The organism is Streptomyces sp. NBC_01520 (genome assembly GCF_045040375.1).
Lineage (GTDB): Bacteria > Actinomycetota > Actinomycetes > Streptomycetales > Streptomycetaceae > Streptomyces.
On record NZ_CP109404.1, the window covers coordinates 1,927,274 to 1,954,149 of the forward strand.

At 70.7% G+C, this 26,876-nt stretch carries 22 protein-coding genes and 1 pseudogene; 4 read left to right on the top strand and 19 right to left on the bottom strand.

Translation table 11 applies throughout. The features are described from left to right. Positions 1 to 80: 80 nt before the first annotated feature. Complete coding sequence (locus OG524_RS08790) at positions 81 to 524, bottom strand: hypothetical protein (RefSeq protein ID WP_405809721.1); 444 nt, start codon at positions 522 to 524, stop codon at positions 81 to 83. A gap of 338 nt (positions 525 to 862) precedes the next feature. Between OG524_RS08790 and OG524_RS08795 the strand changes: the two genes are divergently transcribed. After that, the gene (locus tag OG524_RS08795; RefSeq protein WP_405391503.1) at positions 863 to 1,117 is read left to right on the top strand and encodes an SDR family oxidoreductase; all 255 of its coding nucleotides are present in this window, start codon (positions 863 to 865) and stop codon (positions 1,115 to 1,117) included. Positions 1,118 to 1,225: 108 nt separating this feature from the next. Here the strand turns inward: OG524_RS08795 and OG524_RS08800 are convergent. Further along, positions 1,226 to 1,441, bottom strand: a pseudogene (locus tag OG524_RS08800) (hypothetical protein); the annotation flags it as partial. Here OG524_RS08800 and OG524_RS08805 point away from each other — a divergent pair. Then, entirely contained in the window at positions 1,403 to 1,921 is a 519-nt protein-coding gene (locus OG524_RS08805; RefSeq protein WP_405812443.1) for a nitroreductase family protein, read from the top strand. The pseudogene OG524_RS08800 and the gene OG524_RS08805 sit on opposite strands and share 39 nt — an antisense overlap. Here OG524_RS08805 and OG524_RS08810 read toward each other — a convergent pair. The 15 genes from OG524_RS08810 to uvrA form a co-directional block, all read right to left on the bottom strand. Beyond that, complete coding sequence (locus OG524_RS08810; RefSeq protein ID WP_405391502.1) at positions 1,828 to 3,336, bottom strand: PH domain-containing protein; 1,509 nt, start codon at positions 3,334 to 3,336, stop codon at positions 1,828 to 1,830. The genes OG524_RS08805 and OG524_RS08810 overlap by 94 nt on opposite strands. Continuing rightward, a complete protein-coding gene (locus OG524_RS08815) occupies positions 3,333 to 3,836 on the bottom strand; it encodes a PH domain-containing protein (protein ID WP_405391501.1) in 504 nt (167 codons plus the stop codon). The genes OG524_RS08810 and OG524_RS08815 overlap by 4 nt, the downstream gene beginning before the upstream one ends. 4 nt (positions 3,837 to 3,840) lie before the next feature. Beyond that, positions 3,841 to 5,493, bottom strand: a complete 1,653-nt coding sequence (gene pgi, locus OG524_RS08820) for a glucose-6-phosphate isomerase (protein ID WP_405391500.1) — start codon at positions 5,491 to 5,493, stop codon at positions 3,841 to 3,843. Positions 5,494 to 5,667: 174 nt separating this feature from the next. Continuing rightward, positions 5,668 to 6,003: an RNA polymerase-binding protein RbpA gene (locus OG524_RS08825; RefSeq protein ID WP_079099553.1), complete on the bottom strand. Its 336-nt coding sequence runs from the start codon at positions 6,001 to 6,003 to the stop codon at positions 5,668 to 5,670. A gap of 109 nt (positions 6,004 to 6,112) precedes the next feature. Next, complete coding sequence (gene secG, locus OG524_RS08830) at positions 6,113 to 6,349, bottom strand: preprotein translocase subunit SecG (protein WP_056783645.1); 237 nt, start codon at positions 6,347 to 6,349, stop codon at positions 6,113 to 6,115. A 116-nt stretch (positions 6,350 to 6,465) separates the two neighbouring features. Then, on the bottom strand, positions 6,466 to 7,242 hold the full coding sequence (gene tpiA, locus OG524_RS08835) for a triose-phosphate isomerase (RefSeq protein WP_405391499.1): 777 nt from the start codon (positions 7,240 to 7,242) through the stop codon (positions 6,466 to 6,468). A 6-nt stretch (positions 7,243 to 7,248) separates the two neighbouring features. Continuing rightward, complete coding sequence (locus OG524_RS08840) at positions 7,249 to 8,460, bottom strand: phosphoglycerate kinase (protein WP_405391498.1); 1,212 nt, start codon at positions 8,458 to 8,460, stop codon at positions 7,249 to 7,251. Positions 8,461 to 8,570: 110 nt separating this feature from the next. Further along, positions 8,571 to 9,581 carry a type I glyceraldehyde-3-phosphate dehydrogenase gene (gap, locus tag OG524_RS08845; RefSeq protein WP_405809726.1) on the bottom strand — a complete coding sequence of 337 codons (1,011 nt, stop codon included), beginning with the start codon at positions 9,579 to 9,581 and terminating at the stop codon, positions 8,571 to 8,573. 223 nt (positions 9,582 to 9,804) lie between these two features. Beyond that, positions 9,805 to 12,741: a M14 family zinc carboxypeptidase gene (locus OG524_RS08850; RefSeq protein WP_405391496.1), complete on the bottom strand. Its 2,937-nt coding sequence runs from the start codon at positions 12,739 to 12,741 to the stop codon at positions 9,805 to 9,807. Positions 12,742 to 12,958: 217 nt separating this feature from the next. Beyond that, positions 12,959 to 13,948, bottom strand: a complete 990-nt coding sequence (gene whiA / locus OG524_RS08855) for a DNA-binding protein WhiA (protein WP_030919772.1) — start codon at positions 13,946 to 13,948, stop codon at positions 12,959 to 12,961. Then, complete coding sequence (gene yvcK / locus OG524_RS08860) at positions 13,939 to 14,973, bottom strand: uridine diphosphate-N-acetylglucosamine-binding protein YvcK (protein ID WP_405391495.1); 1,035 nt, start codon at positions 14,971 to 14,973, stop codon at positions 13,939 to 13,941. Before yvcK ends, whiA begins: the two co-directional genes overlap by 10 nt. Then, the gene (rapZ, locus tag OG524_RS08865) at positions 14,970 to 15,929 is read right to left on the bottom strand and encodes an RNase adapter RapZ (RefSeq protein ID WP_405391494.1); all 960 of its coding nucleotides are present in this window, start codon (positions 15,927 to 15,929) and stop codon (positions 14,970 to 14,972) included. The genes yvcK and rapZ overlap by 4 nt, the downstream gene beginning before the upstream one ends. Continuing rightward, positions 15,926 to 18,028, bottom strand: a complete 2,103-nt coding sequence (gene uvrC, locus OG524_RS08870) for an excinuclease ABC subunit UvrC (protein WP_405391493.1) — start codon at positions 18,026 to 18,028, stop codon at positions 15,926 to 15,928. Before uvrC ends, rapZ begins: the two co-directional genes overlap by 4 nt. A gap of 185 nt (positions 18,029 to 18,213) precedes the next feature. Further along, positions 18,214 to 18,642, bottom strand: a complete 429-nt coding sequence (locus OG524_RS08875; RefSeq protein WP_405391492.1) for a Rieske (2Fe-2S) protein — start codon at positions 18,640 to 18,642, stop codon at positions 18,214 to 18,216. Positions 18,643 to 18,849: 207 nt separating this feature from the next. After that, positions 18,850 to 21,873 (bottom strand): excinuclease ABC subunit UvrA, encoded by a 3,024-nt coding sequence (gene uvrA / locus OG524_RS08880; protein WP_405809729.1) that lies wholly within the window; start codon positions 21,871 to 21,873, stop codon positions 18,850 to 18,852. 174 nt (positions 21,874 to 22,047) lie between these two features. Between uvrA and OG524_RS08885 the strand changes: the two genes are divergently transcribed. Then, positions 22,048 to 22,737 (top strand): maleylpyruvate isomerase family mycothiol-dependent enzyme, encoded by a 690-nt coding sequence (locus OG524_RS08885; protein WP_405391490.1) that lies wholly within the window; start codon positions 22,048 to 22,050, stop codon positions 22,735 to 22,737. Positions 22,738 to 22,747: 10 nt separating this feature from the next. Beyond that, positions 22,748 to 23,401 carry an MBL fold metallo-hydrolase gene (locus tag OG524_RS08890; protein ID WP_405391489.1) on the top strand — a complete coding sequence of 218 codons (654 nt, stop codon included), beginning with the start codon at positions 22,748 to 22,750 and terminating at the stop codon, positions 23,399 to 23,401. A gap of 147 nt (positions 23,402 to 23,548) precedes the next feature. On the opposite strand, the gene OG524_RS08895 is transcribed toward OG524_RS08890, so the two are convergent. Together OG524_RS08895 and OG524_RS08900 are read right to left on the bottom strand one after the other, a co-directional pair. Next, positions 23,549 to 24,550: a TerC family protein gene (locus OG524_RS08895; RefSeq protein WP_405391488.1), complete on the bottom strand. Its 1,002-nt coding sequence runs from the start codon at positions 24,548 to 24,550 to the stop codon at positions 23,549 to 23,551. 303 nt (positions 24,551 to 24,853) lie between these two features. Beyond that, entirely contained in the window at positions 24,854 to 26,821 is a 1,968-nt protein-coding gene (locus tag OG524_RS08900; protein ID WP_405809732.1) for a TerD family protein, read from the bottom strand. Positions 26,822 to 26,876 lie beyond the last annotated feature (55 nt).

Consider the following 26,876-nt stretch of genomic DNA (forward strand, 5'->3'; position numbering starts at 1 on the left):
CGAACAGCGAGAGGCCGGCCCCGTTCCCTGGAGGAACGGGGCCGGCCTCTCGCGTACGGGGCGGGGCGGATCGGGCGGGTTCAGCGGGACGGCGTCTCGAACACCAGGAGCAGGACCACCACCGACGGTGCCACCGAGGCGATCGAGCACCAGAGGCGCGGCGTCGTCCAGCGGCGCACCCGGGGCAGCGCCCATGCGGTGATCAGGGCCACGACGGTGAGGGCCGTGCCGTAGACGGCCAGGATGTCGATCGCGGACAGGTTCCGTTCCAGCTTCCCCGAACAGGGGAGGGTGCCACAGCTGCCGCGGTTGACGTGGACGAGCGAGCCGAGGAGGAAGGCGACCGGGGCGAGGAACACCAGCGTGAGCGTCGCGACGAGCGGTGCCACCCAGCCGCGAGGATCGCGGTCGCGAGGTCCCTGGCCCTGGGGCGCACCGGGGTGGGCCGCCGGCGGAACGGGCGGCGGGAAGCCGCCGGGACGGGGAGGTGCCGGCTGCCGGCCGAAGGGGTCTGGAGTCGCCATGCGGGCAGTGAACCGTCCGGGTCGGCCTCGGGGCAACGGGGCGGCGTACTCATTCGGGTGGGCGGGTGTACTCACCGCGGCGGGGGCCACCCCGTGTACGGCTGGTGCGGAGGCGGGGACTCACGTGGATGAGCCCCACGGCCGTTCCGGGGTGCCGTCGAGGTGGTGACGCATCCTGCCTGCCGCACGGGCTGGCGCGCTTTCGGGTGACACCGAGCCACCGATATTCACGCAGAGTGATGACTCCGGTACGGTGGGAGGCGTCGTGCGCGGACCGGTCCGGCCGCCCCGTGTTGCGACATGACACGTCAACTCGCGCCCGGACGCTAGGAGATGGCATGCCCGCGACCTCGGTTGTCTTCGGTGCCGGTGGCTTCATCGGCCGGTCCCTGGTGGGGGAACTCCTGCGCCGCGGCCAGGACGTCACCGCCGCCGTGCACGGCAGTGCCGACCGGCTGACGCGGTGGCTCGCGGACCGGCGGACGGACACCGGTCGGCTCACCGTCGTCCATGCCGACATCACCCGGCCCGGGCTCGGCCTGCCGGCGCAGGGCATGGACGAGGTGCGTGACGTGTACGACGCCCGCCCCTGACGGCGGCGGGCCCGAGCAGGCACAGAGGGCGGGCGCAAGCCCCGTCCGGTGTGCGTAGATCACCGCGTGCACCCGGTTGCGCAGGTTCAGCTTGTCCAGCAGGTTCTGCACATGGGACGTGACGGTGCTCTCGCTCACCACGAGTTCGGCGGATATCTCGGCATTGCTGAGGCCCGGGCGAGGAGCCGCAGCACCTCGTGCTCCCGACGCGTCAGCAGTCCGGCGCGTTCGCGGTCCGCGTCCGTCCCCGGGTACCACTACAACGGCCTGCAGCACGCGCTCGAACTGCTCTCCGAGGGCTTCACGCCCGAGGAGGCCGCCCACCTCTGCGCCGACCAGTCATGGGCCGCGCGGCCCGCGTTCCTCGTCGTTCTCGCCGCGCGACTGGAGCGGATGAGCGTGAAGTACCCGACGCCCCGCGCCTACCGCGTCTGTCTCCTCGACGCGGGGCACCTGGGGCAGACGTTCGCACTGACCGCGACGGCCCTCGGGCTCGGCCCCGCCCAGACGGGTGCCTTCAGGGACTCCGCGATCGCCGGCCGTTGCGGCCTGGACAACACCGGCCACACCCCTTCTGTACGTCCTGGCCGCCGGCGACCCCGCTCCGAGACCGCGGGACGCTCCCCCGCCGGCCGGTCTTCCCGCCTTCGCCTCCACCACGCTGCTCGACCCGTGACCTGGACGGGCAGCCCGCGCCGCGCCCCGTCGGCTCAGTCACGCTCCAGGAACGGCTCCAGCAGGCCGGGAACGGCCGCCGCGGCGAAGGTGAGGCCTTCGGAGGCATCGGTGTCGTACGCCGTGTAGGCGCCCCCTCCGGCAGCTGTCGTGGCCGTGACGCTCAGCAGCCCGGCCCGGCGCTGGAAGTGGGACTGCCTCACCGTCCAGCCGATCACCCCGGTCCGCTGCAGGGCCGCCGTGGAGCGCCGCAGGCTGCCGGAGCGGGTGACGAGGTAGTCGCCGCCGACGGTGTGCCCCAGGGACCGGTACGCGTCGAGGGCCAGCAGCACGGCGAGCGGCAGGAACACCACCGCGCAGCCGAGCGCGATCCACAGCAGCACGGGTGTCAGCAGGACACCCAGGAGCGCCAGGACCAGCACGGGGAGCAGGACGGCCGCCAGGGCGCGGCGCAGCCGTCTGCCGCGGGCGGAACGGGGGTGTGCGGTGAGCGGGGCGCCGGTGGGCGCGACCCGTTCGCGCAGCACCTCGGCGGCGATCGAGTCGGCCAGCGGGCGGGGCACGGCCGGGAGCAGCGTGTCGTGGTCGGCGCCCTGCGCCTGTTCGTCCTTGGCCAGGCCCGTGGTGATCGCGTCCACCCGGGCGGCGCCGAACAGCCGTACCCCGAGGGGCTCCACGAGGTCCACCCCGCGCAGCCGTCGTTCCTCGACGGACAGGGAGCGGGAGGTCAGCAGTCCGCGCCGGACGCGCAGGGTGCCGCCCGGTTCGCGCTCCAGGCGGTAGTTCCACCACATCTCGACCCAGAGGCCGAGCGCCCCGACGATCCCGGCGGCCAGGGCCACGACGACGAGGGCCGTGACCGTCCAGGGCAGCGGGGTGTCCCGGAAGCGGTCGGCGACCCAGTCGATCACCTCGCCCTGCGCGCCGGCCCATTCGCTGATCTGCAGGACACCGCCGGCCGCCGCGCCGCCGAGCATGGGCGCGACGAAGGAGACGGGCGCGTAGCGGATCCAGCGGAGGTCGAGGACGGCCAGCTCGCCCTCGCGGTGGGTCCCCGGGGTCTCGGCGGTCACACGGTCGAGGAGTTCACGGCGCAGCCGCTCCCCCTCGGCACGGGTGACGGGGTCGAGCTCCAGGGTGGATTCGCCGCCGGTGTGCTCGCCGGTGCCGATGCGGACCGTGACCAGTCCGAGTATCCGCAGCAGCGGGTGTGCGGTGAGGTCGACGCTGCGGATCCGTTCGCGGGCCAGTGAGCGCCGTTTGACCAGCAGGAGTCCGGTGCGCAGGTCGACGCGTTCGGTGCCGACGCGGTAGCGGGTGCGCCGCCAGCGCACGTGGTCGCCGGCGGCTGCGCAGCCGATCAGGAGGACAGTCCCGGCCAGCGCCCAGGCGACGGCCCGCGGGTAGCCGAGGCGGCCGGACAGCGCGACCACGACCGGTACGGCGGCGCCCGCCGCGACCCCCGCCGTGACGAGCGCGGTGACCAGGACCGTGCGCGGGTGGATCCGCAGCCAGCCGGGACCCTCGCCCGCCGCGGTGCTCATGTGGCGTCCCCGGGGGTGGCCTGCGTGATCCTGGTCAGCCGTTCGACCAGTTCGGCCGCCACCTCGTGCGCGAGCCCCTCGATCCGCACGGCGCCCTTGGCGGACGCGGTGGTGACGGTGACCGTGGCCAGCCCGAAGAACTGCTCCAGCGGGCCGCGCACAGTGTCCACGGTCTGGATCCGGGACATCGGCGCGATCCGCCATTCCTGGAGGAAGAACCCGGTCCGTACGTAGACCGCTTCGTCCGTGACCTCCCAGCGGTGGGTGCGGAACCACCAGAGGGGGAAGAGGACGGCGCACAGCAGGCCCACGGCCGCCAGGGCGGCGGCGGGCACCAGCAGCCAGGTCCGCGCGGGAGCGATGAACGCTCCCAGCACGCCCAGCACGGTCACCGGCGCCGCCGTCAGCAGCAGCCACTGGGTCCGCCACCAGCCGGCGGCCCGCGGATCCAGCCTGTTCCGCGGCGGGCGCAGCCGTACCGTCCCCTCCCCCCTTGTCATCGGCTCAGCGCCCCCGCAGCGTGCGGTAGGTCGCGACGAGCGCGGCGGTGGAGCTGTCCAGCCGCTCGGCGCCGGTGCCGTCGGTCAGGACCGGCTCGATCTCCCTGGCGAGGACCTTGCCGAGCTCGACGCCCCACTGGTCGAAGGAGTCGATGTTCCAGACGGCGCCCTGGACGAAGACCTTGTGCTCGTACAGCGCGATCAGCTGGCCGAGCACCGACGGGGTGAGCCGGTCGGCGAGGATCGTGGTCGTCGGGTGGTTGCCGCGGAACGTCTTGTGCGGCACGAGCTCCTCGGCGACACCCTCCGCGCGGACCTCGTCGGGCGTCTTGCCGAAGGCGAGGGCCTGGGTCTGGGCGAAGAAGTTGGCCATCAGCAGGTCGTGCTGGGCGATCAGCCCGGGCAGCAGGTCGTGGACCGGTGCGGCGAAGCCGATGAAGTCCGCCGGGATGACCTTGGTGCCCTGATGGATCAGCTGGTAGTAGGCGTGCTGCCCGTTGGTGCCGGGGGTGCCCCAGACGACCGGGCCGGTCTGCCACTCGACCGGATCGCCGTCCCGGTCCACGGACTTGCCGTTGGACTCCATGTCCAGCTGCTGGAGGTACGCCGTGAACTTGGACAGGTAGTGGCTGTAGGGCAGCACCGCGTGGGACTGGGCGTCGAAGAACGCGCCGTACCAGACGCCCAGCAGGCCCAGCAGCAGCGGGGCGTTCTCCTCCGCGGGGGCGGTGCGGAAGTGCTCGTCGACGAGGTGGAAGCCGTCGAGCATCTCGCGGAAGCGGTCCGGGCCGACGGCGATCATCAGCGAGAGGCCGATCGCCGAGTCGAAGGAGTACCGGCCGCCGACCCAGTCCCAGAACTCGAACATGTTGGCCGTGTCGATGCCGAAGTCGGCGACCTTCTCCGCATTGGTCGACAGCGCCACGAAGTGCTTGGCCACGGCCTCCTGACCCGCCTTCAGCTCGGTGAGCAGCCAGTCGCGGGCGGAGGTGGCGTTGGTGATGGTCTCGATCGTGGTGAAGGTCTTGGACGCGACGATGAACAGCGTCTCGGCCGGGTCCAGTCCCTGGACGGCCTCGTGGAGGTCCGCGCCGTCGACGTTCGACACGAAGCGGACGGTGAGCGAGCGGTCCGTGAAGGAGCGCAGCACCTCGTACGCCATGGCGGGTCCGAGGTCGGAGCCGCCGATACCGATGTTCACGATGTTCTTGACGGGCCTGCCGGTGTGACCGGTCCACTCCCCCGCCCTGATCCGGTCGGAGAAGGCGGCCATCCGGTCCAGGACGGCGTGCACGGCGGGCACCACGTTCTCACCGTCGACCTCGATCACCGCGTCGCGCGGGGCGCGGAGCGCGGTGTGCAGGACGGCGCGGTCCTCGGTGGTGTTGATCTTCTCGCCGCGGAACATCGCGTCCCTCAGTCCGGCGACGTCCGTGGCGGCGGCGAGCTCGCGCAGCAGGCGGAGCGTCTCGTCGGTGACCAGGTTCTTGGAGTAGTCGATGTGGAGGTCGCCGACCCGGAGGGTGTACGCGGTCCCGCGGTCCGGCGCGTCCGCGAACAGCCCGCGCAGACGGGTGTCGCCGAGCTCCTCACGGTGCTTGCCGAGAGCCGTCCACTCGGGCGTCTGGTTGAGCTTGGTTCGGCTTTGTGCGTTCATCCGGGAAATCGCCCACTTCTTCTCGTACCTGCAACATGCCCCGCTGCCCCTCCAACCTAATTGATCTGGAGGGTGCGACGGACGAGGGCGGGCGGGCAGGGCGGCCTACGGATTCCGGCCGGGCACCCGAGGGGTGACCGGCCGGTGAACAGCATCCAGGAAAGGGGCAGGAAGTCAGATCTCGCCGCGGAGCTTCGCCAGCGCCTCGGCGAGGATCGCCTCGCCGTCGGCGTCGCTGCGCCGCTCGCGCACGTACGCCAGGTGCGTCTTGTACGGCTCGGTGCGGGGCGGGGCGGGCGGGTTGTCCCGGTCCTGTCCGGCCGGGAAACCACAGCGCGGACAGTCCCAGGTCTCCGGAACCTGCGCGTCATGGGCGAAGCTGGGCTGCGTCTCGTGCTCGTTCGAGCACCAGAAGGAGATGCGGAGACGCGGCGCGGACTCGCCGCGCTCGGCCTCCCCCATCGGGCCCGCTCCGACCCGGCTTCCCCGGATCGCGTTGCCACTTGCCACGGTCGTAACTCCCTGCGTGATGGTGCTCGAAGATGCCCCAGTCTACGTAAGGCCCAACGCGCGTCCAGTGGAAGGAGTTACACCCTCACCGGGAATCGCTGACGACGGGTCAGTTGTCCAGCTTGATGAGCAGACCGAGGACGACGATGCACGCGAACCAGACCAGACCGACCACGACGGTAATGCGGTCGAGGTTGCGCTCGGCGACCGAGGAACCGCCCACGGAGGACTGCATTCCGCCACCGAACATGTCGGAGAGGCCGCCGCCCTTTCCCTTGTGCATCAGCACCAGCAGCATCAGCAGCAGGCTGAAGACGATCAGGGCGATCTCGAACGCCAAAATCACGGCTGGTCCCTACTTTCCGGAATTCTCTGAGGACTGCATGTACGAACAGCGGGGGCCGTGGGGTGGTACCCCCTTCGGCCCCCGCTAGGGTACGACGGATCCGCGCTACCGCATACTCACTGGTCGCGGAAGCGGACGATCTTGACGAACTCGTCGGGGTCCAGCGCGGCGCCACCGATCAGGGCACCGTCCACATCGGGCTGCGCCATGATGGCCGCGACGTTGCCGGACTTCACCGAGCCGCCGTACTGGATACGGACGGCGTCGGCCAGCTCCTGGGAGTACAGCTCGGCCAGCCGGCGGCGGATCGCGCCGCAGACCTCCTGGGCGTCCTCGGGGGTGGCGACCTCGCCGGTCCCGATGGCCCAGACCGGCTCGTACGCGATCACGATGGACTCGGCCTGCTCCGCCGGGACGTCCTTCAGGGCGCCGTCGAGCTGCGCGAGGGTGTAGGAGACCTGGTCACCGGCCTTGCGGATGTCCAGGCCCTCGCCGACGCAGAGAATCGGGGTCAGGCCGTGCTTGTACGCGGCCTTCACCTTGGCGTTGCAGATCTCGTCGTTCTCGCCGTGGTACTGGCGGCGCTCGCTGTGGCCGACGGCCACGTACGTGCACTTCAGCTTGGCGAGCATGGGGCCGGAGATCTCACCGGTGTACGCGCCGGAGTCGTGCGCCGAGATGTCCTGGGCGCCGTACTTGATCCTCAGCTTGTCGCCGTCGATCAGGGTCTGTACGGAGCGCAGGTCGGTGAAGGGCGGCAGGACGGCGACCTCTACGGCGTCGTAGTCCTTGTCGGCCAGCGCGAAGGCGAGCTTCTGGGTGTGGGCGATGGCCTCGAGGTGGTTGAGGTTCATCTTCCAGTTGCCCGCCATCAGCGGGGTGCGGGTGCTCATTAAGGGTCAGTCCTCCAGTGCGGCGAGGCCGGGAAGCGTCTTGCCCTCGAGGTATTCGAGGCTGGCGCCGCCACCGGTCGAGATATGGCCGAATGCGTTCTCGTCGAAGCCCAGGATGCGGACGGCGGCTGCGGAGTCCCCGCCGCCGACGACGCTGAAGGCCGGGGAGTCGACGAGGGCCTGGGCGACCGCCTTGGTGCCCTCGGCGTAGTCGGGGTGCTCGAAGACGCCCATGGGGCCGTTCCAGAAGACGGTGGCCGCGTCGGCGAGCTTCGAGGCGTAGAGCTTGTTGGTCTCCGGGCCGTTGTCCAGGCCCATCACGCCGGCCGGGATGGCGTCGGCGGCGACGGTGCTGGGGTGGCCCGGCGTCTTGGCCTTGAGGTCCGGGAAACTCTCCGAGACGACGACGTCGACGGGGAGCACGAACTCCACGCCCTTCTCCTCGGCGCGCTTGAGGTAGCCGAGCACCGCCGGGATCTGGTCCTCCTGGAGGAGGGAGCTGCCGACCTCGTGGCCCTGGGCCTTGAGGAAGGTGTAGGCCATGCCGCCGCCGATGAGGATGCGGTCGGCCTTCTCCAGCAGGTGGTCGATCACGCCGAGCTTGTCGGAGACCTTGGAGCCGCCGAGGACCACGGCGTACGGGCGCGTGACGTCCTCGGTGAGCTTCTTGAGGACGCCGACCTCGGTGGCGATCAGACCTCCGGCCGCGTGCGGCAGGCGGGCCGGAAGGTCGAAGACCGAGGCGTGCTTGCGGTGGACGGCACCGAAGCCGTCGCCCACGTACACGTCGGCGAGCTCGGCGAGCTGATCGGCGAAGGCGCCGCGCTCCGCGTCGTCCTTCGAGGTCTCCCCGGCGTTGAAGCGGAGGTTCTCGATGACGGCGACCTGGCCGTCGGTGAGGGCGGCGACCGTGGCGCGGGCGGACTCGCCGACGGTGTCGGTCGCGAAGGCGACCTCCGTGCCGAGCAGCTCACCGAGGCGCGCGGCGGCGGGGGCCAGCGAGAAGGCCGGGTCCGGGGCGCCCTTCGGGCGGCCGAGGTGCGAGGCGACGACGACCCGCGCACCGGCTGCGGCGAGCTCGGCGATCGTCGGCTGGACGGCGCGGATGCGGCCGTCGTCGGTGATCCTGGTGCCGTCCAGCGGCACGTTGAGGTCGGCGCGGACGAATACCCGCTTGCCCGCGACCCCTTCGGCGAGAAGTTCGTCGATCGTCTTCATCTGTTCCGGTACTCCTTGGAAGGACGCATGAGCACGCAAGGGGCTCGGACGGCGCCACGTTGCGTCGTCCGAGCCCCTTGCTCACATCGAGATGCCTGCCGATCCGAGGATCAGAGCTGGTCGCCGACGAAGACGGTCAGGTCGACGAGGCGGTTGGAGTAGCCCCACTCGTTGTCGTACCAGCCGAGGATCTTCACCGTGCTGCCCTCCTGGACCATGGTCAGGGAGGAGTCGAAGGTGCAGGACGACGGGTCGCCGACGATGTCCGAGGACACGATCGGGTCCTCGGTGTACGTCAGGAAGCCCTTGAGGTCGCCGTCGTCGGACGCCTTCTTGAACGCGGCGTTGACCTCGTCCTTGGTGACCTCGCGCTGCAGGGTCACAACGAGGTCGGTGGCGGAACCGGTCGGGACCGGGACACGCATCGCGATGCCGTCGAGCTTGCCCTTGAGCTGCGGGAGGACCAGAGCGGTCGCCTTGGCGGCGCCGGTCGTGGTGGGGATGATGTTCTCGGCGGCGGCGCGGGCGCGACGCAGGTCCGAGTGCGGGAAGTCCAGGATCCGCTGGTCGTTCGTGTACGCGTGGACCGTCGTCATCAGGCCCTTGACGATGCCGAAGTTCTCGTCGAGAACCTTGGCCATCGGCGCCACACAGTTGGTGGTGCAGGAGGCGTTGGAGATGATGTGGTGGTTGGCCGCGTCGTACTTGTCCTGGTTGACGCCCATCACGATGGTGATGTCCTCGTCCTTGGCCGGAGCCGAGATGAGGACCTTCTTGGCGCCACCCGCGACGTGCTTCGCGGCGTCGGCCTTCTTGGTGAAGATGCCGGTCGACTCGATGACGATGTCGACGCCCAGCTCACCCCAGGGGATGTCGGCCGGGTTGCGCTCGGAGAGCACCTTGATGGTGTGACCGTCGACGGTGATGGTGTCGGCGGTGTGGCTGACCTCTGCCTTGAGACGACCCAGAATGGTGTCGTACTTCAGCAGGTGGGCAGTGGTCGCAGTGTCACCCAGGTCGTTGACAGCCACGATCTCGATGTCCGCACCCTGCTCCAGCAGCGCGCGGAAGTAGTTACGACCGATGCGGCCAAAGCCGTTGATGCCTACGCGGATCGTCACGAACCGATCTCCTCGTTAGGTACGCCGGTTTTCGACGCCGGCGAGTTGTATGGGATGTCCCCGACCGCCTCCGACCCTACCTCTCCGAGGGCCCGGGAGTGACATCGAGCAGGGGCGGCACGGACGCGGAGGCCCGTACTCCCGAGTAGGAATACGGGCCTCCGGTCCTGCGGCGGTGACACGGGCTGGGAGCCTGCCCCGCCCGTGCGACGGCCACGGAGCGTCAACGCCCCAGACTTCGCAGGGCCTTCCCGATCAGCCGCTTCCGACCGTCGGCGTCGGCCACGTGCTCCAGGCCGAACCCGAGCAGCACGGTGTCACGCGTCGTGACGGCGGCCTGCGAATGGAACAGCGGACCGGAACGGGCCCAGTCGGCCGTGTTCCCCGGGCTGCCGGCCGGTGCGCCGGGGGTGTTCCAGGCGCCGAGGGCGGTCTCGAAGCCCTCGGTGTCCCGGACGGTCCCACCGATGACCAGTTCGGTGTCGTCCACGAAGACCCCGATGCCGCCGGAGCCCGGGTCGGTGACGTACGAGACGGAGAGCTCGACCTGCTCACCGGCGTACGCGCCGAGGTCCACGGCGACCTGCTGCCAGCCGTTGGAGCTTCCGGTGAACCGGTTCCAGCCGCCGGTGGTGCCGGTGGCCGTGCAGGCGTCGCCGCCGACGGTCAGGTAGCGCGTGAGGAAGGGGTGCATCTGGGCGTAGTAGCCCTCCGAGCAGTCCGCGGGCACTGCGGTGTCGGTGCCGCCGTTGGCGTCGGGGAGGGTCGTCCAGTCGTCCTTGCCGACCGTGCGGGCCTCGACGACGACGTTGTCGTACCCCTCCTCGGTGTCGTAGCTGAGCTGGAAACGCAGCCCGGGTGTGTCGGCCGCGTCGGTGCCCGTCAGGTCGACCGTGCGGGACAGCCTCTTCCAGGCGGCGTCCTGGTGGGTGGCCGCGGCGAACCAGGAGCCACCCTGCGGCTCGAAGGGGGTGCGCACCCCCGGGTAGTCGCCCGCGGCCGCACTGCGGAACTGCGGGAACTCCTCCGGGTCCAGCGTGTCGGAGGTGACGGTGTACGCGCCGGCTGCGTCCAGGACGCCGCCTGGGGCGTCACCGAGGCCGGCACCCGCCCCGGCCAGCCGACCGGCGCCGGCGAAGGCGGGCGGGGACTTGAGCCCGACCCTGTTGTACGCACCGAGGTAGTACTGCGAGAAGTCGTCGGTGCCGCCGGCGCCTGTGACGGCGCCGCCCGCCTGCTCGCCCGCGTTGATCAGCTTGCCGCCCTCGTTGACGTAGGAGCGGACGGAGAGCATGGTCGCCGCGGCCGGGCGCTCGGCGCCGGTGTACCAGAGGACGGTACGGAAGTGGCTGAGCACGCCGAGGGCGTGCGGGGTGCCCTGGGCGGCGACGTCCCAGAGGGCGGACCGGTGGCCGTTGGCCGCGAGCGCCCCGGTGTACGCGGCGGTGTGCCGGGCCGTGGCGCCCTCCTCGGCGATCACCAGGGTGTCGCCGCGGGGCCGGTCGGCGACCGTGTACGTGAACGGGGTGCTCGCGGTCCGCGCGCCCGCCTTCGTACGGCCGGTGAACCAGACCGTGACGCGGTCGCCCGCGCCGGCGTCCTCGACCTCGGCGCGGTACTCGTCGAAGTGGAGGTTGTCGTCGCCCCCGTACGTCTCGCCGCCCTTCCATGCGGTCAGCCGCTCGGTGTGCGTACGGCCGCCGTCGACGCGGTAGTTGAGGCGCTTGTCGGTCACGGACCTGCGGGCCGTGACCGCAACTTCCTGGTCGCCGCCGCGGGCGTAGGACGTGGTGAAGGCGTCCGGGGTGAAGTCGGGTGTCTCGATGCCGACCGGGGAGACCGGGCGGTCGGGGTGCGCCGCGGACTCGGCCACCGCGAGTGCGAACGGGACGTTCTTGGCGAACTCCTGCTGGATGAGCTTCTCGTCGTCCGGGAAGCGGAAGACCGAGGCGCAGTCTGCCGGTTCCCAGGCGTCGTCCGGATCGGTCCGGGAGGCGGTGGCGCAGGTCGACATCTCCGGCGTGAACATCATCATGTCGTTGACGTTGGCGGCGTGTCCGTCGGCCTCGCCGTTGGTGACGTACAGCTCGGAGGAGACCTGCGGGTGGTATCCCGGGACTGCGGAGTTCCCGGGTGTTCCGGCGAGGGCCCGGTAGACGATGTCGTCGGGGGTGTCCGTGGCGACCTGCCAGCCCACCCCGTACAGCAACAGTTGTGCGGCGGAGTGGTAGTTGATCCCGTACCGGAAGCCGACGCGCTTTTGGAAGGCGTCCAGCGCCTTGGTCTCCGGCTCGGAGGCGGGGGCGGTGCCGCGGAAGGTCTCGTCGCCCGGGTCCGGCGACGAACCCTCGTTGTCGTAGCCCCACTTGTAGGAGAAGTTGCGGTTGAGGTCCACGCCGTCGCCGGCGGTGATCTCGCCGTCGCCGTTGTTGTCGCGGAGGTTCTTGCGCCAGTCCCGCTCGCCGGTGAACGTGTGGTCGTAGCCGTCGGGGTTGGCGGAGAGCACGAACCAGAGTTCGGTGGTGTCCACGATCTTCGTGATCCGCGGGTCCTTGCCGTACCCGTCGAGGTAGTGGTGCATCAGCCGGCGCGTCATCTCCGGGGTGATCCACTCCCGGGCGTGCTGGTTGGACATGTACAGCGTGGCCGGCTTGGAGCCGTCCCTGCTCTTCTTGGCACCCTTGGTGACCTTCAGGGCCAGGATGTCCTGGCCCCGGACGGTCCTTCCGATGCTGACGACCTTGGTGAGGCCGGGATCGGCCTGTGCGGTCGCGAGGATCTCCCGCTTCAGGCCGTTCTCGCCGCCGTACGGGCGGAAGACGCCGTCACCGGCTGCCGCGACCCGCTTCGAGGCCTTGGCGGAGAGGGTGTGCTCGGTGATCTCGACGCCCTTGCCGCGCAGCTCCCCGGCCTGCCGGTCGGTGAGGTACAGCTCCACGGTGGCGGAGCCGCGGTCGGGCACCTGCGCGCTCAGTTCGTGGCCGTCGGTGCCCGCCTCGGCCAGCAGCGGCACCTGGGCCGCGCTGATCTCGGCGTGCCAGACGGACAGTCCGCCGTCGGCCCCGCCGCCCCTCCCCTGGTCGGCCTGCGCAACGGGTACCGCCAGTCCGGCCATCAGCAATGAAGCCGCGGCGAGGATCGCTCGCGCTCTGCGTCCCATGAGCCCCCCATGCAGTTGTCTGCCACTTCCGTCCGCCGGACCGGCGGACAGAGGACAGATTCGTGATGGTCCATGACCATGTCAATAGGGCCGCAAGGCGGCACGAAGACCGTGCATCGGGCATGGAAGCGGCCGTGGAAGCGGGCCGCCGCACGCCCGGGAGATGCCGCCGCCGGCGCCCTCGGGAGGTGCGCCGGCGGCAGGGGTGTGCGGCGGCTCAGCCGACGAGGCCGTCGGCCAGCTCCTCGCTGAGGGTGGATTCGGTGCCCGGGATGCCGAGGTCCTGGGCCCGCTTGTCGGCCATGGCCAGCAGGCGCCGGATCCGGCCCGCGACCGCGTCCTTGGTGAGCGGCGGGTCGGCGAGGGCACCCAGCTCCTCCAGGGAGGCCTGCTTGTGCTCCATGCGCAGCCGTCCGGCCGCCGCGAGGTGCTCCGGGACCTCCTCGCCCAGGATCTCCAGCGCTCGCCCCACACGGGCTCCCGCGGCCACGGCGGCGCGCGCGGAGCGGCGGAGGTTGGCGTCGTCGAAGTTGGCGAGCCGGTTGGCGGTGGCGCGGACCTCGCGCCGCATCCGGCGCTCCTCCCAGGCCAGCACCGACTCGTGGGCGCCGAGCCGGGTGAGGAGCGCGCCGATCGCGTCACCGTCGCGGACGACGACACGGTCCACCCCGCGCACCTCGCGGGCCTTGGCCGCGATGGAGAGCCTGCGGGCCGCTCCGACCAGGGCGAGAGCGGCCTCCGGGCCGGGGCAGGTCACCTCCAGCGAGGAGGAGCGGCCGGGCTCGGTCAGCGAACCGTGGGCCAGGAAGGCTCCGCGCCAGGCGGCCTCGGCGTCGCAGGTGGCTCCCGAGACCACCTGTGGGGGCAGTCCGCGGATCGGCCGGCCACGGCCGTCCACCAGACCGGTCTGGCGCGCCAGCTGATCACCGCCCGCCACCACCCGTACGACGTAACGGGAGCCGCGCCGGAGCCCGCCGGGAGCCATCACGATCAGCTCCGAGCTGTGCCCGAAGATCTCCAGGATGTCCCGCTTCAGCCGGCGCGCCGCCATCGCCGTGTCCAGCTCGGCCTCGATCACGATCCGGCCGCTCACCAGGTGCAGCCCGCCCGCGAAGCGCAGAATCGCCGAGACCTCCGCCTTCCTGCAGCAGGTCCGGGTCACGGGAAGCCGAGAGATTTCGTCCTTCACCGCTGGCGTCATCGCCATGGGCCGATCCTTCCATGCATCCGAAAAATACGGTCGTACGCGGCGGCCAACAGCTCCGGATCATGAATCGGAACGCCGTCGGGTGAGGCCACCGGGGCCAGCTCGACCGCGGCTCCGAGCCGCATGGCGGCGTCGGCGAGGGACTCACGGTCGGGCACGGCAGCCTCGTCGGCCAGCACCACGTCCAAGGCGAGTTTAGGGGCGTGTCGTCCCAAAACCTCCAAATGACGCTGCGGTGAGAAGCCTTCTGTTTCACCGGGTTGCGGTGCGAGGTTCAGCGAGAGGACCTTACGGGCCTTCGTGAGGACCAGCGCGTCGAGCAGTTCGGGTACCAGTAGATGCGGAATCACGGAGGAGAACCAGGACCCGGGGCCCAGCACCACCCAATCGGCGTCCAGAACGGCCGCGACGGCTTCCGGGACGGCCGGCGGATCGGCGGGCACCACGTGGACGGACTGCACCTCACCGGGGGTGAGTGCCACAGTGGCCTGGCCCCGTACGGTCACCACGTCCTCGGGGCGCTCCGGGTCGTGCCCGCGGACGAGCGCCTGGAGCTCCAGCGGCACGGCGGACATGGGAAGCACCCTGCCGTGCGCGCCGAGCAGCTTGCCGACCAGGTCGAGCGCCTGGACGTGGTCGCCCAGCTGCTCCCACAGGGAGACGATCAGCAGGTTGCCCACGGCGTGTCCGTGCAGGTCGCCCTTGGACTCGAAGCGGTGCTGGATGACCTGGGCCCAGGTCTGGCCCCATTCGTCGTCCCCGCAGAGCGCCGCGAGCGCCTTGCGCAGGTCGCCGGGCGGCAGGACGCCGAGCTCCTCGCGCAGCCGGCCGCTGGAGCCGCCGTCGTCGGCGACGGTGACGACGGCCGTGAGATCGCCGGTGATCCGGCGCAGTGCCGTGAGCGACGCCGACAGGCCCATGCCGCCACCGAGGGCGACGACCTTGGGCTGTGCGCCCCGCTTGCGGCCGGAGAGCGCCGAGGTGGCTCTGCTCAGCCTGCGCAGGCGCAGATTGCGACTGGTCACTCGCGCCCCATGTCCCGGTGCACCAGCACGGTCTCGATCCCCTCCGTGGCCAGCCGGGCGGCCAGCTTCTCCGACATGGCGACGGAGCGGTGCTTGCCGCCCGTGCAGCCGACGGCGATGGTCACGTAACGCTTGCCCTCGCGGCGGTAGCCCGCGGCGATCAGCTGGAGCAGCTCCGTGTACTGGTTGAGGAACTCCTTGGCGCCGGGCTGGTCGAAGACGTAGGCGGACACCTCCTCGTTGAGTCCGGTGAAGGGACGCAGCTCGGGGACCCAGTGGGGGTTGGGCAGGAAGCGGCAGTCCACGACCAGGTCGGCGTCGACCGGCAGGCCGTACTTGTAGCCGAACGACATCACCGTGGCCCGCAGCTCCGGCTCCTCGTCGCCGGCGAACTGGGCGTCCATCTTGGCCCGCAGCTCGTGCACGTTGAGGCTGGAGGTGTCGATCACCAGGTCGGCGTCGCCGCGCAGCTCGCGCAGCAGGTCGCGCTCCGCCTCGATGCCGTCGACGATCCGGCCGTCACCCTGGAGGGGGTGCGGACGGCGGACCGACTCGAATCGGCGTACGAGTGCGTCGTCGGAGGACTCCAGGAAGACGATCCGCCGGGTGACGTGCTTGGACTCCAGGTCCGCGAGGGACTCCCGGAGGTTGTCGAAGAAGCGGCGGCCCCGTACGTCGACGACGACGGCGATCCGGGCCACGTTGCCCTGGGAGCGGGCGCCGAGCTCCACCATGGTGGGGATCAGCGCGGGCGGCAGGTTGTCGACGACGAACCAGCCGAGGTCCTCCAGACACTTGGCGGCGGTGCTGCGTCCCGCACCCGACATACCCGAGATGATCACCAGCTCGGGGATGGCGGGCACGGCGGCCTCGGCCTTCTCCTTGGTGCTTCCCGTACTCACGTCTGCTGCTCCGTCTGCTCGGTCGTTCTGGCGTTCATGCGCGTGCTCGGTCATGACGTGCTGCCCCCGTCGTCCTCTTCGATGATCTCTCCTGTGGCCGTGTTCACGGCCGGTGCGGCCGGAGCTGCCGCGGCGAGGGCGACTGCCACCGATTCCGCCGTCCTGCGGCCTATCCCCGGAACCTCACAGATCTCGTCGATTGTCGCCTGCCGCAGCTTCTTCACGGAGCCGAAATGCTTGATCAGCGCCTGCTTCCGGGTCTCGCCGAGGCCGGAGACGTCGTCCAGGGGGCTGCTGCGGATGCGCTTGGCCCGCTTGGCGCGCTGGTAGGTGATGGCGAAGCGGTGGGCCTCGTCGCGGATGCGCTGGAGGAGGTAGAGGCCCTCGCTGGAGCGGGGCAGCACGACCGGGTCGTCGTCGTCGGGCAGCCAGACCTCTTCGAGGCGCTTGGCGAGACCGCAGACGGCGACGTCGTCGATGCCCAGCTCGTCCAGGGCCCGTTTGGCCGCGGCGACCTGCGGCTGCCCGCCGTCGACCACGACGAGCTGCGGCGGGTAGGCGAAGCGCTTGGGCCGGCCGTCGTCCTCACGGGGCTCGGTGGGCGATTCGGCCGGGGTGGCCGCGGAGGTGTCCGTGGCGGTGGCCCTGGACGTGTCCGTGGTTGCTGACGTGGCGGTGGGCGGGGCCGGGGGCGCTCCGGGGGCGGGTACAGGGCCGGTGGCGGCCCGGGTCTCCTCCCACTCCCCCGTCCGCTCCTTCTCCTGGAGGTAGCGCTTGAAGCGGCGGCCGATGACCTCGTGCATGGACCGGACGTCGTCCTGGCCCTCGAAGCCCTTGATCTGGAAGCGGCGGTATTCGCTCTTGCGCGCGAGCCCGTCCTCGAAGACCACCATGGACGCGACCACGTCGTCGCCCTGGAGGTGCGAGATGTCGAAGCACTCGACGCGCAGCGGGGCGGTGTCCAGGCCGAGCGCCTCGGCGATCTCCTCCAGGGCGCGGGAACGGGTCGTGAGGTCGGAGGCACGCTTGGTCTTGTGCAGCCCCAGCGCCTGCTGGGCGTTGCGCTGGACCGTGCCCATCAGGTCCTTCTTGTCCCCCCGCTGTGGAATGCGCAGGCTGACCTGGGAGCCCCGGCGGGCGGCGAGCCACTCGGAGACGGCCTCGGGGTCCTCGGGCAGCGCCGGGACGAGGACCTCCTTGGGGACGGAGTCGCCCGTCTCCTCCCCGTACAGCTGCTGGAGCGCGTGCTCGACGAGTCCGGCCGTGTCGACGGCCTCGACCTTGTCGGTGACCCAGCCGCGCTGGCCGCGCACCCGTCCTCCGCGGACGTGGAAGATCTGGACGGCGGCTTCGAGCTCGTCCTCCGCGACGGCGATCAGGTCCGCGTCGGTGGCGTCGGCCAGGACGACGGCGCTCTTCTCCATGGCCCGCCTGAGCGCCTCGGCGTCGTCGCGCAGCCGGGCCGCCCGCTCGTACTCCATCTCCTCGGCCGCCTGCGTCATGTCCTTCTCCAGGCGGCGGATGTACGTACCCGTCCGGCCTGCCATGAAGTCGCAGAAGTCCTCGGCCAGGTCCCGGTGTTCGTCCGGGGTGACCCGGCCGACGCAGGGTGCGGAGCACTTGCCGATGTAGCCGAGGAGGCAGGGACGGCCGGTCCTCTCGGCGTTCTTGAAGACACCGGCGGAGCATGTGCGCACGGGGAAGACCCGGAGCATCAGGTCGACGGTCTCGCGGATCGCCCAGGCGTGCCCGTACGGACCGAAGTAGCGCACGCCCTTCTTCTTGGCCCCGCGCATGACCTGGACGCGCGGGAACTCCTCGTTGAGCGTGACGGCGAGGTAGGGGTAGCTCTTGTCGTCGCGGTACTTGACGTTGAACCGGGGGTCGAACTCCTTGATCCAGGAGTACTCCAGCTGCAGCGCCTCGACCTCGGTGGAGACCACGGTCCATTCGACGGAGGCTGCCGTGGTGACCATCGTGCGGGTGCGCGGGTGCAGGCCGGCCAGGTCCTGGAAGTAGTTGGCCAGGCGCTGGCGCAGGTTCTTGGCCTTCCCGACGTAGATCACCCTGCGGTGTTCGTCGCGGAATTTGTAGACCCCCGGGGAGTCGGGGATCTGTCCCGGCTTGGGGCGGTAGCTGGAGGGGTCTGCCATGTCTCACACCCTACTTGCGGGCTGTGACAGAGCGGCATTTCCCGCGGGCACCGTACGCGGGACCGGGCCGGCCCGACTCGGCGCCTGCGGGCCCCGTCGGACCCGCGGGCGTTCCGCCCGGCCCCGTGAGGACCGCCTGCGGGTCCGTCCGGCCCCCGTCAGGACCGCCTGCGGATCCGCCCCGGTCAGGCCCCCGGACCCGCGACGAGCTTCCCGCCCTCGACCTTCACCGGGACGGCGGGCAGCGGCACGGTGGCCGGGCCCTGGAGCGCCTTGCCGGTCGTCATGTCGAACCGGCTGCCGTGGCACGGGCAGTTGCCCTCGTTGCCCTCGACCTTGTCCAGGAGGCAGCCCGCGTGGGTGCACTGTGCGCTGAACGCCTTGTACTGCCCCGCGGCCGGGCAGCTCACGACGACCCGCTGCTCCCGGTAGAGCTTCGCCCCGCCGACCGGGACCTCGTCCGCGGCGCCGAGCTCCACGGGTGCGGTGGGCGTGGGCGTCTGGGCGTGGCCGAGCTTCGAATCGGTCGAGCAGGCGGCCGCTCCCAGCCCGGCGGCACCGGCGAGAGCGGCGCCCTTCAGTACGGTACGGCGGGCGGCGGGCAGGCCGGACATGCGGTCTCCACTGGTCGAGGGGACAGAGAGCCGCCGTTTGCGCCTGGGCACCGGATGCCCTCGGACACCGGGCACACACCTGAAGGCATCGGCGACAGACCCGACGATACCGACCGAGAACGCCGCGCCTTCGACCGGCCCCGCCCCGGGAGCCGGACGCCACAAAGGCGGCCCCCGGGGTGCCGGGGGCCGCCTTTGTGGAACCTGTCAGGCCTTCCGCGTGCGGGTGGCCTTCTTCGCCGCGGGCTTCCCGGCCGCCGCCTTCTTCGCGGTCCTGGCCGTGGCCGTGCTGCGCGCCGGAGCTGCCTTCGCGGCGACCGTCTTCTTCGCGGCGGCCCGGCGGGCGGGCTTGCGGGCAGCGGGCACCGAGGCGGCCTCGCCGATCCGGTCCGCGCCCAGGACGGTCTGGAGGAACTTCCCGGTGTGGCTGGCCGGCACCGAGGCGACATACTCCGGGGAGCCCTCGGCGATGACCAGGCCGCCGCCCTTGCCGCCCTCGGGGCCCATGTCGATGACCCAGTCGGCGGTCTTGATGACATCGAGGTTGTGCTCGATGACGATCACCGTGTTGCCCTTGTCGACCAGGCCCGAAAGCACGCTGATGAGCTTGCTGATGTCCTCGAAGTGCAGACCGGTGGTCGGCTCGTCCAGCACGTAGACCGTGCGCCCGGTGGAGCGCTTCTGCAGCTCGCTCGCCAGCTTGACGCGCTGCGCCTCACCGCCGGACAGCGTCGGCGCGGACTGGCCGAGCCTGACGTATCCGAGACCCACCTCGTTGAGGGTGCGCAGGTGGCGGGCGATCGTCGGGACGGCCTCGAAGAACTCCAGACCCTCCTCGATCGGCATGTCCAGGACCTCGGCGATGGACTTGCCCTTGTAGTGGACCTCCAGCGTCTCCCGGTTGTACCGCGCTCCGTGGCAGACCTCGCACGGGACGTACACGTCGGGCAGGAAGTTCATCTCGATCTTGATCGTGCCGTCGCCGGAGCAGTTCTCGCAGCGCCCGCCCTTGACGTTGAAGGAGAAGCGGCCCGGCAGATAGCCGCGCACCTTCGCCTCCATCGTCTCGGCGAACAGCCGGCGAACGTGGTCGAAGACCCCGGTGTACGTGGCCGGGTTGGACCGGGGCGTACGGCCGATCGGCGACTGGTCGACATGAACGACCTTGTCGACGAGGTCGTCGCCGTCGACCCGGGTGTGCCGCCCGGGGACCGACTTGGCGCCGTTGAGCTCGCGCGCCAGGTGGGTGTACAGGATGTCGTTGACCAGGGTCGACTTCCCCGAACCGGAGACACCGGTGACCGCGGTGAGCACACCGAGCGGGAAGGAGACGTCGATGTCCTGGAGGTTGTTCTCACGGGCGCCGTGCACCGTGAGCAGACGCTTCGGGTCCACCGGGCGCCGGATGTCGGGCATCGCGATCGCCCGCTTGCCGGAGAGGTACTGGCCGGTGATCGACTCCTCGTTGGCCAGCAGTTCCTTGAGCGAGCCCGAGTGGACGACCTTGCCGCCGTGCTCACCGGCGCCGGGGCCGATGTCGACGACCCAGTCGGCGACCTTGATGGTGTCCTCGTCGTGCTCGACGACGATGAGCGTGTTGCCCATGTCCCGGAGCCGGACCAGGGTCTCGATCAGCCGGTGGTTGTCACGCTGGTGCAGGCCGATGGACGGCTCGTCCAGCACGTACAGCACGCCGACGAGCCCGGAGCCGATCTGGGTGGCGAGCCTGATGCGCTGGGCCTCGCCACCGGACAGCGTGCCCGCGGCGCGGTTCAGCGAGAGGTAGTCGAGGCCCACGTCGACGAGGAACTTCAGCCGCTCGTTGACCTCCTTGAGCACCCGTTCGGCGATCTTCTTGTCGCGGGCGTTCAGCTTGAGCCTGCCGAGGAATTCGGCGCACTCGCTGATCGACATCGCGGCGACCTCGGCGATGGACTTCTCCATCACCGTCACCGCGAGCACGATCGGCTTGAGCCGGGTGCCCTCACAGGTCGGGCACGGCACCTCGCGCATGTAGCCCTCGAAGCGCTCCCTGCTGGAGTCGCTCTCGGCCTCGGAGTGGCGCCTCTTGACGAACTGCACCGCGCCCTCGAAGGAGGGGGTCGTGTAGGCGCGCTCGCGCCCGTACCTGTTGCGGTAGCGCACCTCGGTCTGGATCTTGTGACCGTGGAGCAGCGCCTTCTTGGCGCGCTGCGGCAGTCCGGCCCAGGGGATGTCCGTACGGAATCCGAGGGCGTCGGCGAGCGCGCGGATCTGGCGCCCGAAGTACTCCTTGGTGTGGCCGTGCGACCAGGGGTGGATCGCGCCCTCGTCGAGGGACTTGTCCTCGTCCGGGACGATCAGCTCCGGGTCGACCTCCATCCGCGTGCCGATGCCCGTGCAGTCGGGGCAGGCGCCGAAGGGGGAGTTGAAGGAGAAGGAGCGGGGCTCCATCTCCTCGAAGGAGAGGTCGTCGTACGGGCAGTAGAGGTGCTCGGAGTACATCCGCTCACGCTCGGGGTCGTTCTCGTCCAGGTCGACGAAGTCGAGCACGACCATGCCGCCGGCGAGGCCCAGCGCGGTCTCCACCGAGTCGGTCAGCCGGCGCTTGGCGCTGTCCTTCACCGTGAGGCGGTCGATGACCACCTCGATGGTGTGCTTCTCCTGCTTCTTGAGCTTGGGCGGCTCGGACAGCTGGATCGTCTCGCCGTCGACCCGGGCCCTGCTGTAGCCCTTGGTCTGCAGATCGGCGAAGAGGTCGACGAACTCGCCCTTACGCTCGCGCACGAGCGGCGAGAGCACCTGGAAGCGGCTGCCCTCGGGCAGGCCGAGCACCTTGTCGACGATGGCCTGCGGCGACTGGCGGGAGATGGGCCTGCCGCACTCGGGGCAGTGCGGCTTGCCGATCCTGGCGAAGAGCAGCCTGAGGTAGTCGTAGACCTCGGTGATCGTGCCGACGGTCGAGCGCGGGTTGCGCGAGGTCGACTTCTGGTCGATGGAGACAGCGGGCGAGAGGCCTTCGATGAAGTCGACGTCCGGCTTGTCCATCTGGCCGAGGAACTGCCTGGCGTACGAGGAGAGCGACTCCACGTAGCGCCGCTGGCCCTCGGCGAAGATCGTGTCGAACGCGAGGGAGGACTTGCCCGACCCGGAGAGCCCGGTGAAGACGATGAGGGAGTCACGGGGGAGGTCGAGCGAGACGTTCTTCAGGTTGTGCTCGCGCGCGCCACGGACGATGAGACGGTCGGCCACGCCGGTCCGCACCTTTCTGGAGAGAATCGGGGGGAACTGAGCCGCTGCCCAGGGTATGGGGGGCGCCACAGCGATGTAGGAAGCTTTCGACTTCGAGCGTATAGCACGCGCATTCGATTTACGGACGGCTGCAGACTCCTTCACCCGAATGAGTGGCCGGGCTACGCTCGGCTCATGATTGATCATGCGCACGACCTGGAAGCCGTACGTGAAGCGACCGGTCGGCTGCTCCGGGCGACGGGCGGACTGGACGACGCCTCGCTCACCGAGCCGTCACGGCTGCCGGGCTGGAGCCGCGGCCATGTTCTCGCCCACCTGTCACGTAACGCCGACGCCCTCGTAAACGTTCTCCGGGGACACCCGATGTACGCGAGCAGCGAAACCCGGGACGCCGACATCGCGCGCGACGCGCCCCGGCCGCTCGCCGAGCAGCTCGCCGACCTGCGGGACAGCGGGGCCGGCTTCCTCGCCGCGGCGGCCGGGCCGGCCGACTGGTCCCGCACGGTCACGATGCGCAACGGCGTCACGGACTCGGCCTCCCGGATCCCGTTCCGCCGCCGGGCCGAGGTCGAGCTGCACCATGTCGACCTGGCGGTGGGTTACGAGCTGGAGGACCTCCCGGAGGAGTTCGTGATCAGGGAGAACGACTTCCTGGCGGAGCGGTTCGCCGGACATCCCCACGTGGTGCCCACGACGGCGGTGACCGAGGACGGCCGGCTCTGGACCACGGGCGGCGGCGGCGACGGCGGATCGGTCGTCGTCCGGGGCACGGTCCACGACATCCTCGGCTGGCTCTGCGGACGTCGTGACGGCTCCGGACTCACGGTGGAAGGCGGCCCTCTTCCCGCTCTGCCCGCGCTATAGGCTGAGACGTATGACGTACAGCGGAACGGTGAAGGTCGGCGGGCCTGCGGACGTGCACGAGCTGACGGATCTGATGATCTCCAAGGTCGCCGTCGGTCCGATGGACAACAACGCCTATCTGCTGCGCTGCCGGGCCACCGGTGAGCAGCTCCTGATCGACGCGGCCGACGAGGCCGGGACCCTGCTGCGGCTGATCGGAGCGGACGGCATCGCGTCCGTCGTCACGACGCACCGGCACGGCGACCACTGGCAGGCGCTCGGCGAGGTCGTCGGCGCCACCGGGGCGCGCACCTACGCAGGGGCGTACGACGCCGAGGGCATCCCGGTCCCGACGGACGTACGCGTCGAGGACGGCGACACGATCCGGGTGGGCCGGGTCTCGCTGACCGCCCGCCGTCTGACCGGGCACACCCCGGGGTCCGTCGCACTGGTCTACGACGACCCGCACGGGGCTCCGCACCTGTTCACCGGGGACTGCCTCTTCCCGGGCGGCCCCGGGCGGACCGCGGGTCCCACGGATTTCACGTCCCTGATGGACGACCTCGAAGGGAAGATCTTCGGGACCCTTCCGGACGAGACATGGGTCTACCCGGGCCACGGGAACGACACCACCCTCGGTGACGAACGCCCGCACCTCGCCGAGTGGCGGGCGCGGGGCTGGTAGAAGCCCCGAGCGGGCCCCCCGGCCGGCCGGAGGCCGCCGAGGAGCGCGACACATGACGGGACGGCGGCGGCCGGGAGCCCTTTCGGGCCCCGGCCGCCGCCGTCCTTCGACCGCCTCCAGGCTGTCGCCTCCGGGCCGCCGTTTCGGCTACTTCTCGGCGCCGACGTTCTCGTTCTCGTCGCCGGCCGTCTTCGCCGACTCGGCCGCCGCCTGCTTCTTGCCGGCGATCAGGCTGGTGATCGTGGTGACCGCCAGGACGAGGACGATGAAGGTGAGGGAGAACGCGATGCCGATCTCCGGGACGTGCACCCCGGACTCGTGCAGTGCGTGCAGCACCAGCTTCACGCCGATGAATCCGAGGATCACCGAGAGCCCGTAGCTGAGGTGGACCAGCTTCTTCAGCAGACCGCCGATGAGGAAGTACAGCTGCCGCAGACCCATCAGGGCGAACGCGTTGGCAGTGAAGACGATGTACGGGTCCTGGGTCAGGCCGAAGATCGCGGGGATGGAGTCCAGCGCGAACAGCACATCGGTGGTGCCGATGGCGAGCATGACCACCATGAGCGGGGTCAGGACGCGCTTGCCGTTGCTCCGGATGAAGAGCTTGGTCCCGTGGTACCTGTCGGCGACGCCGAAACGGTGCTCGATCGACTTCAGGAGGCGGTTCTCCTCGAAGTCGTCCTCCTCCTCGTCGGATCGCGCCTCCTGGATCAGCTTCCAGGCGGTGTAGATCAGGAACGCGCCGAAGATGTAGAAGACCCACGAGAAGTTGGCGATGACCGCGGCACCGGCGACGATGAAGATCGTACGGAGCACCAGGGCGATCAGCACACCCACGAGCAGCACCCGCTGCTGGAGGTGGGAGGGCACCGAGAACTTCGCCATGATCAGGATGAAGACGAAGAGATTGTCGACACTGAGCGACTTCTCGGTGATGTATCCCGCGAAGAATTCGCCCGAGGCCTTGCTGTCACCGAAGATCAGCAGACCGATTCCGAAGAGTACGGCCAGGATGATCCAGACGACCGTCCAGATTCCGGCTTCCTTGGTCGACACGTCATGGGGCTTGCGCCCGATGAAGAAGTCGACAGCGATCAGGGCGAGAAGACCAACGATGGTCAGCACCCAAACATTCAATGAAACGTCCACTGCGCCTCCGGCAGTTCGCTACGGCTATGGATCAGCGTCGTCGCTGCCGGAGGTCTCTTCCACCCAGGACGCGCGGGCTGCGCGCCGGGCCGGCGCCCCGGGACCGGTCACAGTCCGTACTGACGGGAACGCCGCGATCGGGAGTACTCCCCTCCGCCCAAAGAACAGTACAGGAAACACCAAGATTAGGTAAAGTCGCAGGCAAGGGATGATCAAAACACCAGTTCAGAGGCTTTGCCTTGCTCCTCCTCGGCCGGTAGCCGGCACCGCTTCCCGTCAGCGGCAACCGACCCCGTCCTCCCCTCAGCGGTAGCCGGCGCCGCGCGCCGCGGCCACCAGCGCGAGGACCTGCTCCACCACACGGCTCCCCTGCGGCGCCCTCAGCGGCTCGTACGTCCAGGCGTGACCCACCCACGGGTCAGCAAGGTGGTCGTCCGCCACGGGGGTGATCCGCAGCAGCGACCGCCACAGCGGGTCGAGCACCGGTCCGTAGGCGCGGGCGTCCTCACGGTCGGCGACCATCAGCAGGTGTACGCCCACGGCGGGGCCCTCGTCGGCGAGATAGCGCAACTGGGTGACGGCCCGGTCGTCGAAGCCGTGCGGGAAGTCGTTGACGATCAGCAACTGCTCGCCCGTGTCCAGGTCCGGCGGGAGCGAGTCCGCGGCGCCGGCCCTGATCGCCATCTGCACCAGGTCGACGCGCCGGGTCAGGTGGGCGAGCACGGAGGCCACTCCCCCGGCTCCGGCGGCCGGCGGCCCGGCGAGCACACCGGAGCCGGTCAGCGGGGCGAGCGCGGCGGCGGCGGAACCCGCGGGGTCGATGACGTGCACCGAGAACTCGTCCGCCGGGTAGACGGCGAGCAGCCGGGCGGCCAGGGCGACCGCGGTCTCCATGCCCAGCCTGCGCAGCTGGTCGCCGTCCGTCGGCGCTGAGGCCTCGGAGGCCGTACGGCCGCTGTCGATCCAGATCCCGCGCTCCAGCGGCAGCCGTACCAGGAGCGGGATGCGCAGGTCGGCGCGCTCGGGCAGATGCAGGTCGCCGATGCGCAGCGCCATGGGGATCTCCATCGGCACGCGGTAGCCGTGCCAGACGGGGTTGTCCCAGCCCGCGTACGCGGCGGGGAGGGCGGGTTCCACGACGGCGGACTCGGCGGCGAGCTGGGCCAGATCGCGGTCGAGGGCCTCACGGGCCCGGGTGGTGAGTTCGTCGCGCTTGGCCCTGGCCGCCTCCCGGGCCCGGTCGCCCGCGCCGCCGATCCGGCTGCGCGGGTCGGAGAGGGTCCGGTCGAGCTCCTGGTCCATCCGGGACTCGGCGAAGTCGACGGCGCTGCGGTAGGCGGCGACGGCACGGGCCAGGTCCTCGAACATGCCCCAGATCTGGTTGTACAGGCGCTCGTCCATGGACCAGCCGGTGGCGTCACCGGCGACGGGCTGCGCGGGCTGTCCGGGGGCGGCGGGCGGGGCCGACGGAGGGGGCGGGGGCGGGGCGGAGGTCTGTCGGCGCGGGTGCGCGTAGTTGATGGGGCCGCCCGGCGTGGGGTCCGCGGCCGGGGCCGGGGAGGGTTCCCCGAGCGGGTCGGAGCCCGGGGCGGGGTACCGGTCGCCGGTCGCGGGCGGCACGGGCGGCTGCCCGCCGCCCGCCGCCGGTGCGGGGCGGGAGGGGTGACGGACGCGCTCACCGTCCGGGGTGCGGGGCGGCGGGGGTGTCACGGAGCGGGCGAGCCCGGAGGCGACGGCCTCCTGTATCGAGGCGGCGAGCTCCGCGGCGCGGGCCACGCCCTGGTCGGCGAGCATCTCGGCCAGTCCGGCGGCGTATCCCTGGCCGACGGCGCGGACCTTCCAGGCGCCCTGGCGGCGGTAGAGCTCCAGGGCCGTGACGGCGGACTCCGCCTCCAGGCCCGTGAGGGTGAAGGTGGCGATCTCGGTGCCGTCGAGTCCGGTGACGGCGACGAACGGCGCGGCGACCGAGCCGAACGTGACGGGCCGGCCGGTCCCCAGGGGGAGGGCCAGGAGCACGGTGACGCGGTGCACCGCGTCGGGCAGGGCGTCGAGGTCCACCGCGAGCCGGTGGTCGGCCGCGGCCTGCCGGGAGACCTCCAGTCCGGGGAGCTGCGGCGATCCGGGGTGGACGATCCACTCCGCACCGTGGACCGTGCCCCGCTCGTCCCCGAGGGTGGCCCCGGCCACGACGGGGGATCCCGCCGACACCCTGATCTCCAGACGGGTCTGGGGCAACGTGTGGTTCTGCCCCCGGACCAGCTCGGCCGTCATCGCCCTGTCCCCTCGACGTTCGTTGTGGTGCCCTGCCATGGGCGCAGCTCCCGGC

What these genes read in the sequence shown, in the direction of transcription:
- OG524_RS08790 (WP_405809721.1), bottom strand. Translation starts at nt 524, where the DNA reads ATGGCGACTCCAGACCCCTTCGGCCGGCAGCCGGCACCTCCCCGTCCC.
- OG524_RS08795 (WP_405391503.1), top strand. Translation starts at nt 863, where the DNA reads ATGCCCGCGACCTCGGTTGTCTTCGGTGCCGGTGGCTTCATCGGCCGG.
- OG524_RS08810 (WP_405391502.1), bottom strand. Translation starts at nt 3,336, where the DNA reads ATGAGCACCGCGGCGGGCGAGGGTCCCGGCTGGCTGCGGATCCACCCG.
- OG524_RS08815 (WP_405391501.1), bottom strand. Translation starts at nt 3,836, where the DNA reads ATGACAAGGGGGGAGGGGACGGTACGGCTGCGCCCGCCGCGGAACAGG.
- pgi (WP_405391500.1), bottom strand. Translation starts at nt 5,493, where the DNA reads ATGAACGCACAAAGCCGAACCAAGCTCAACCAGACGCCCGAGTGGACG.
- tpiA (WP_405391499.1), bottom strand. Translation starts at nt 7,242, where the DNA reads ATGAGCACCCGCACCCCGCTGATGGCGGGCAACTGGAAGATGAACCTC.
- OG524_RS08840 (WP_405391498.1), bottom strand. Translation starts at nt 8,460, where the DNA reads ATGAAGACGATCGACGAACTTCTCGCCGAAGGGGTCGCGGGCAAGCGG.
- OG524_RS08850 (WP_405391496.1), bottom strand. Translation starts at nt 12,741, where the DNA reads ATGGGACGCAGAGCGCGAGCGATCCTCGCCGCGGCTTCATTGCTGATG.
- whiA (WP_030919772.1), bottom strand. Translation starts at nt 13,948, where the DNA reads ATGGCGATGACGCCAGCGGTGAAGGACGAAATCTCTCGGCTTCCCGTG.
- rapZ (WP_405391494.1), bottom strand. Translation starts at nt 15,929, where the DNA reads ATGACCGAGCACGCGCATGAACGCCAGAACGACCGAGCAGACGGAGCA.
- uvrC (WP_405391493.1), bottom strand. Translation starts at nt 18,028, where the DNA reads ATGGCAGACCCCTCCAGCTACCGCCCCAAGCCGGGACAGATCCCCGAC.
- OG524_RS08875 (WP_405391492.1), bottom strand. Translation starts at nt 18,642, where the DNA reads ATGTCCGGCCTGCCCGCCGCCCGCCGTACCGTACTGAAGGGCGCCGCT.
- OG524_RS08885 (WP_405391490.1), top strand. Translation starts at nt 22,048, where the DNA reads ATGATTGATCATGCGCACGACCTGGAAGCCGTACGTGAAGCGACCGGT.
- OG524_RS08890 (WP_405391489.1), top strand. Translation starts at nt 22,748, where the DNA reads ATGACGTACAGCGGAACGGTGAAGGTCGGCGGGCCTGCGGACGTGCAC.
- OG524_RS08900 (WP_405809732.1), bottom strand. Translation starts at nt 26,821, where the DNA reads ATGACGGCCGAGCTGGTCCGGGGGCAGAACCACACGTTGCCCCAGACC.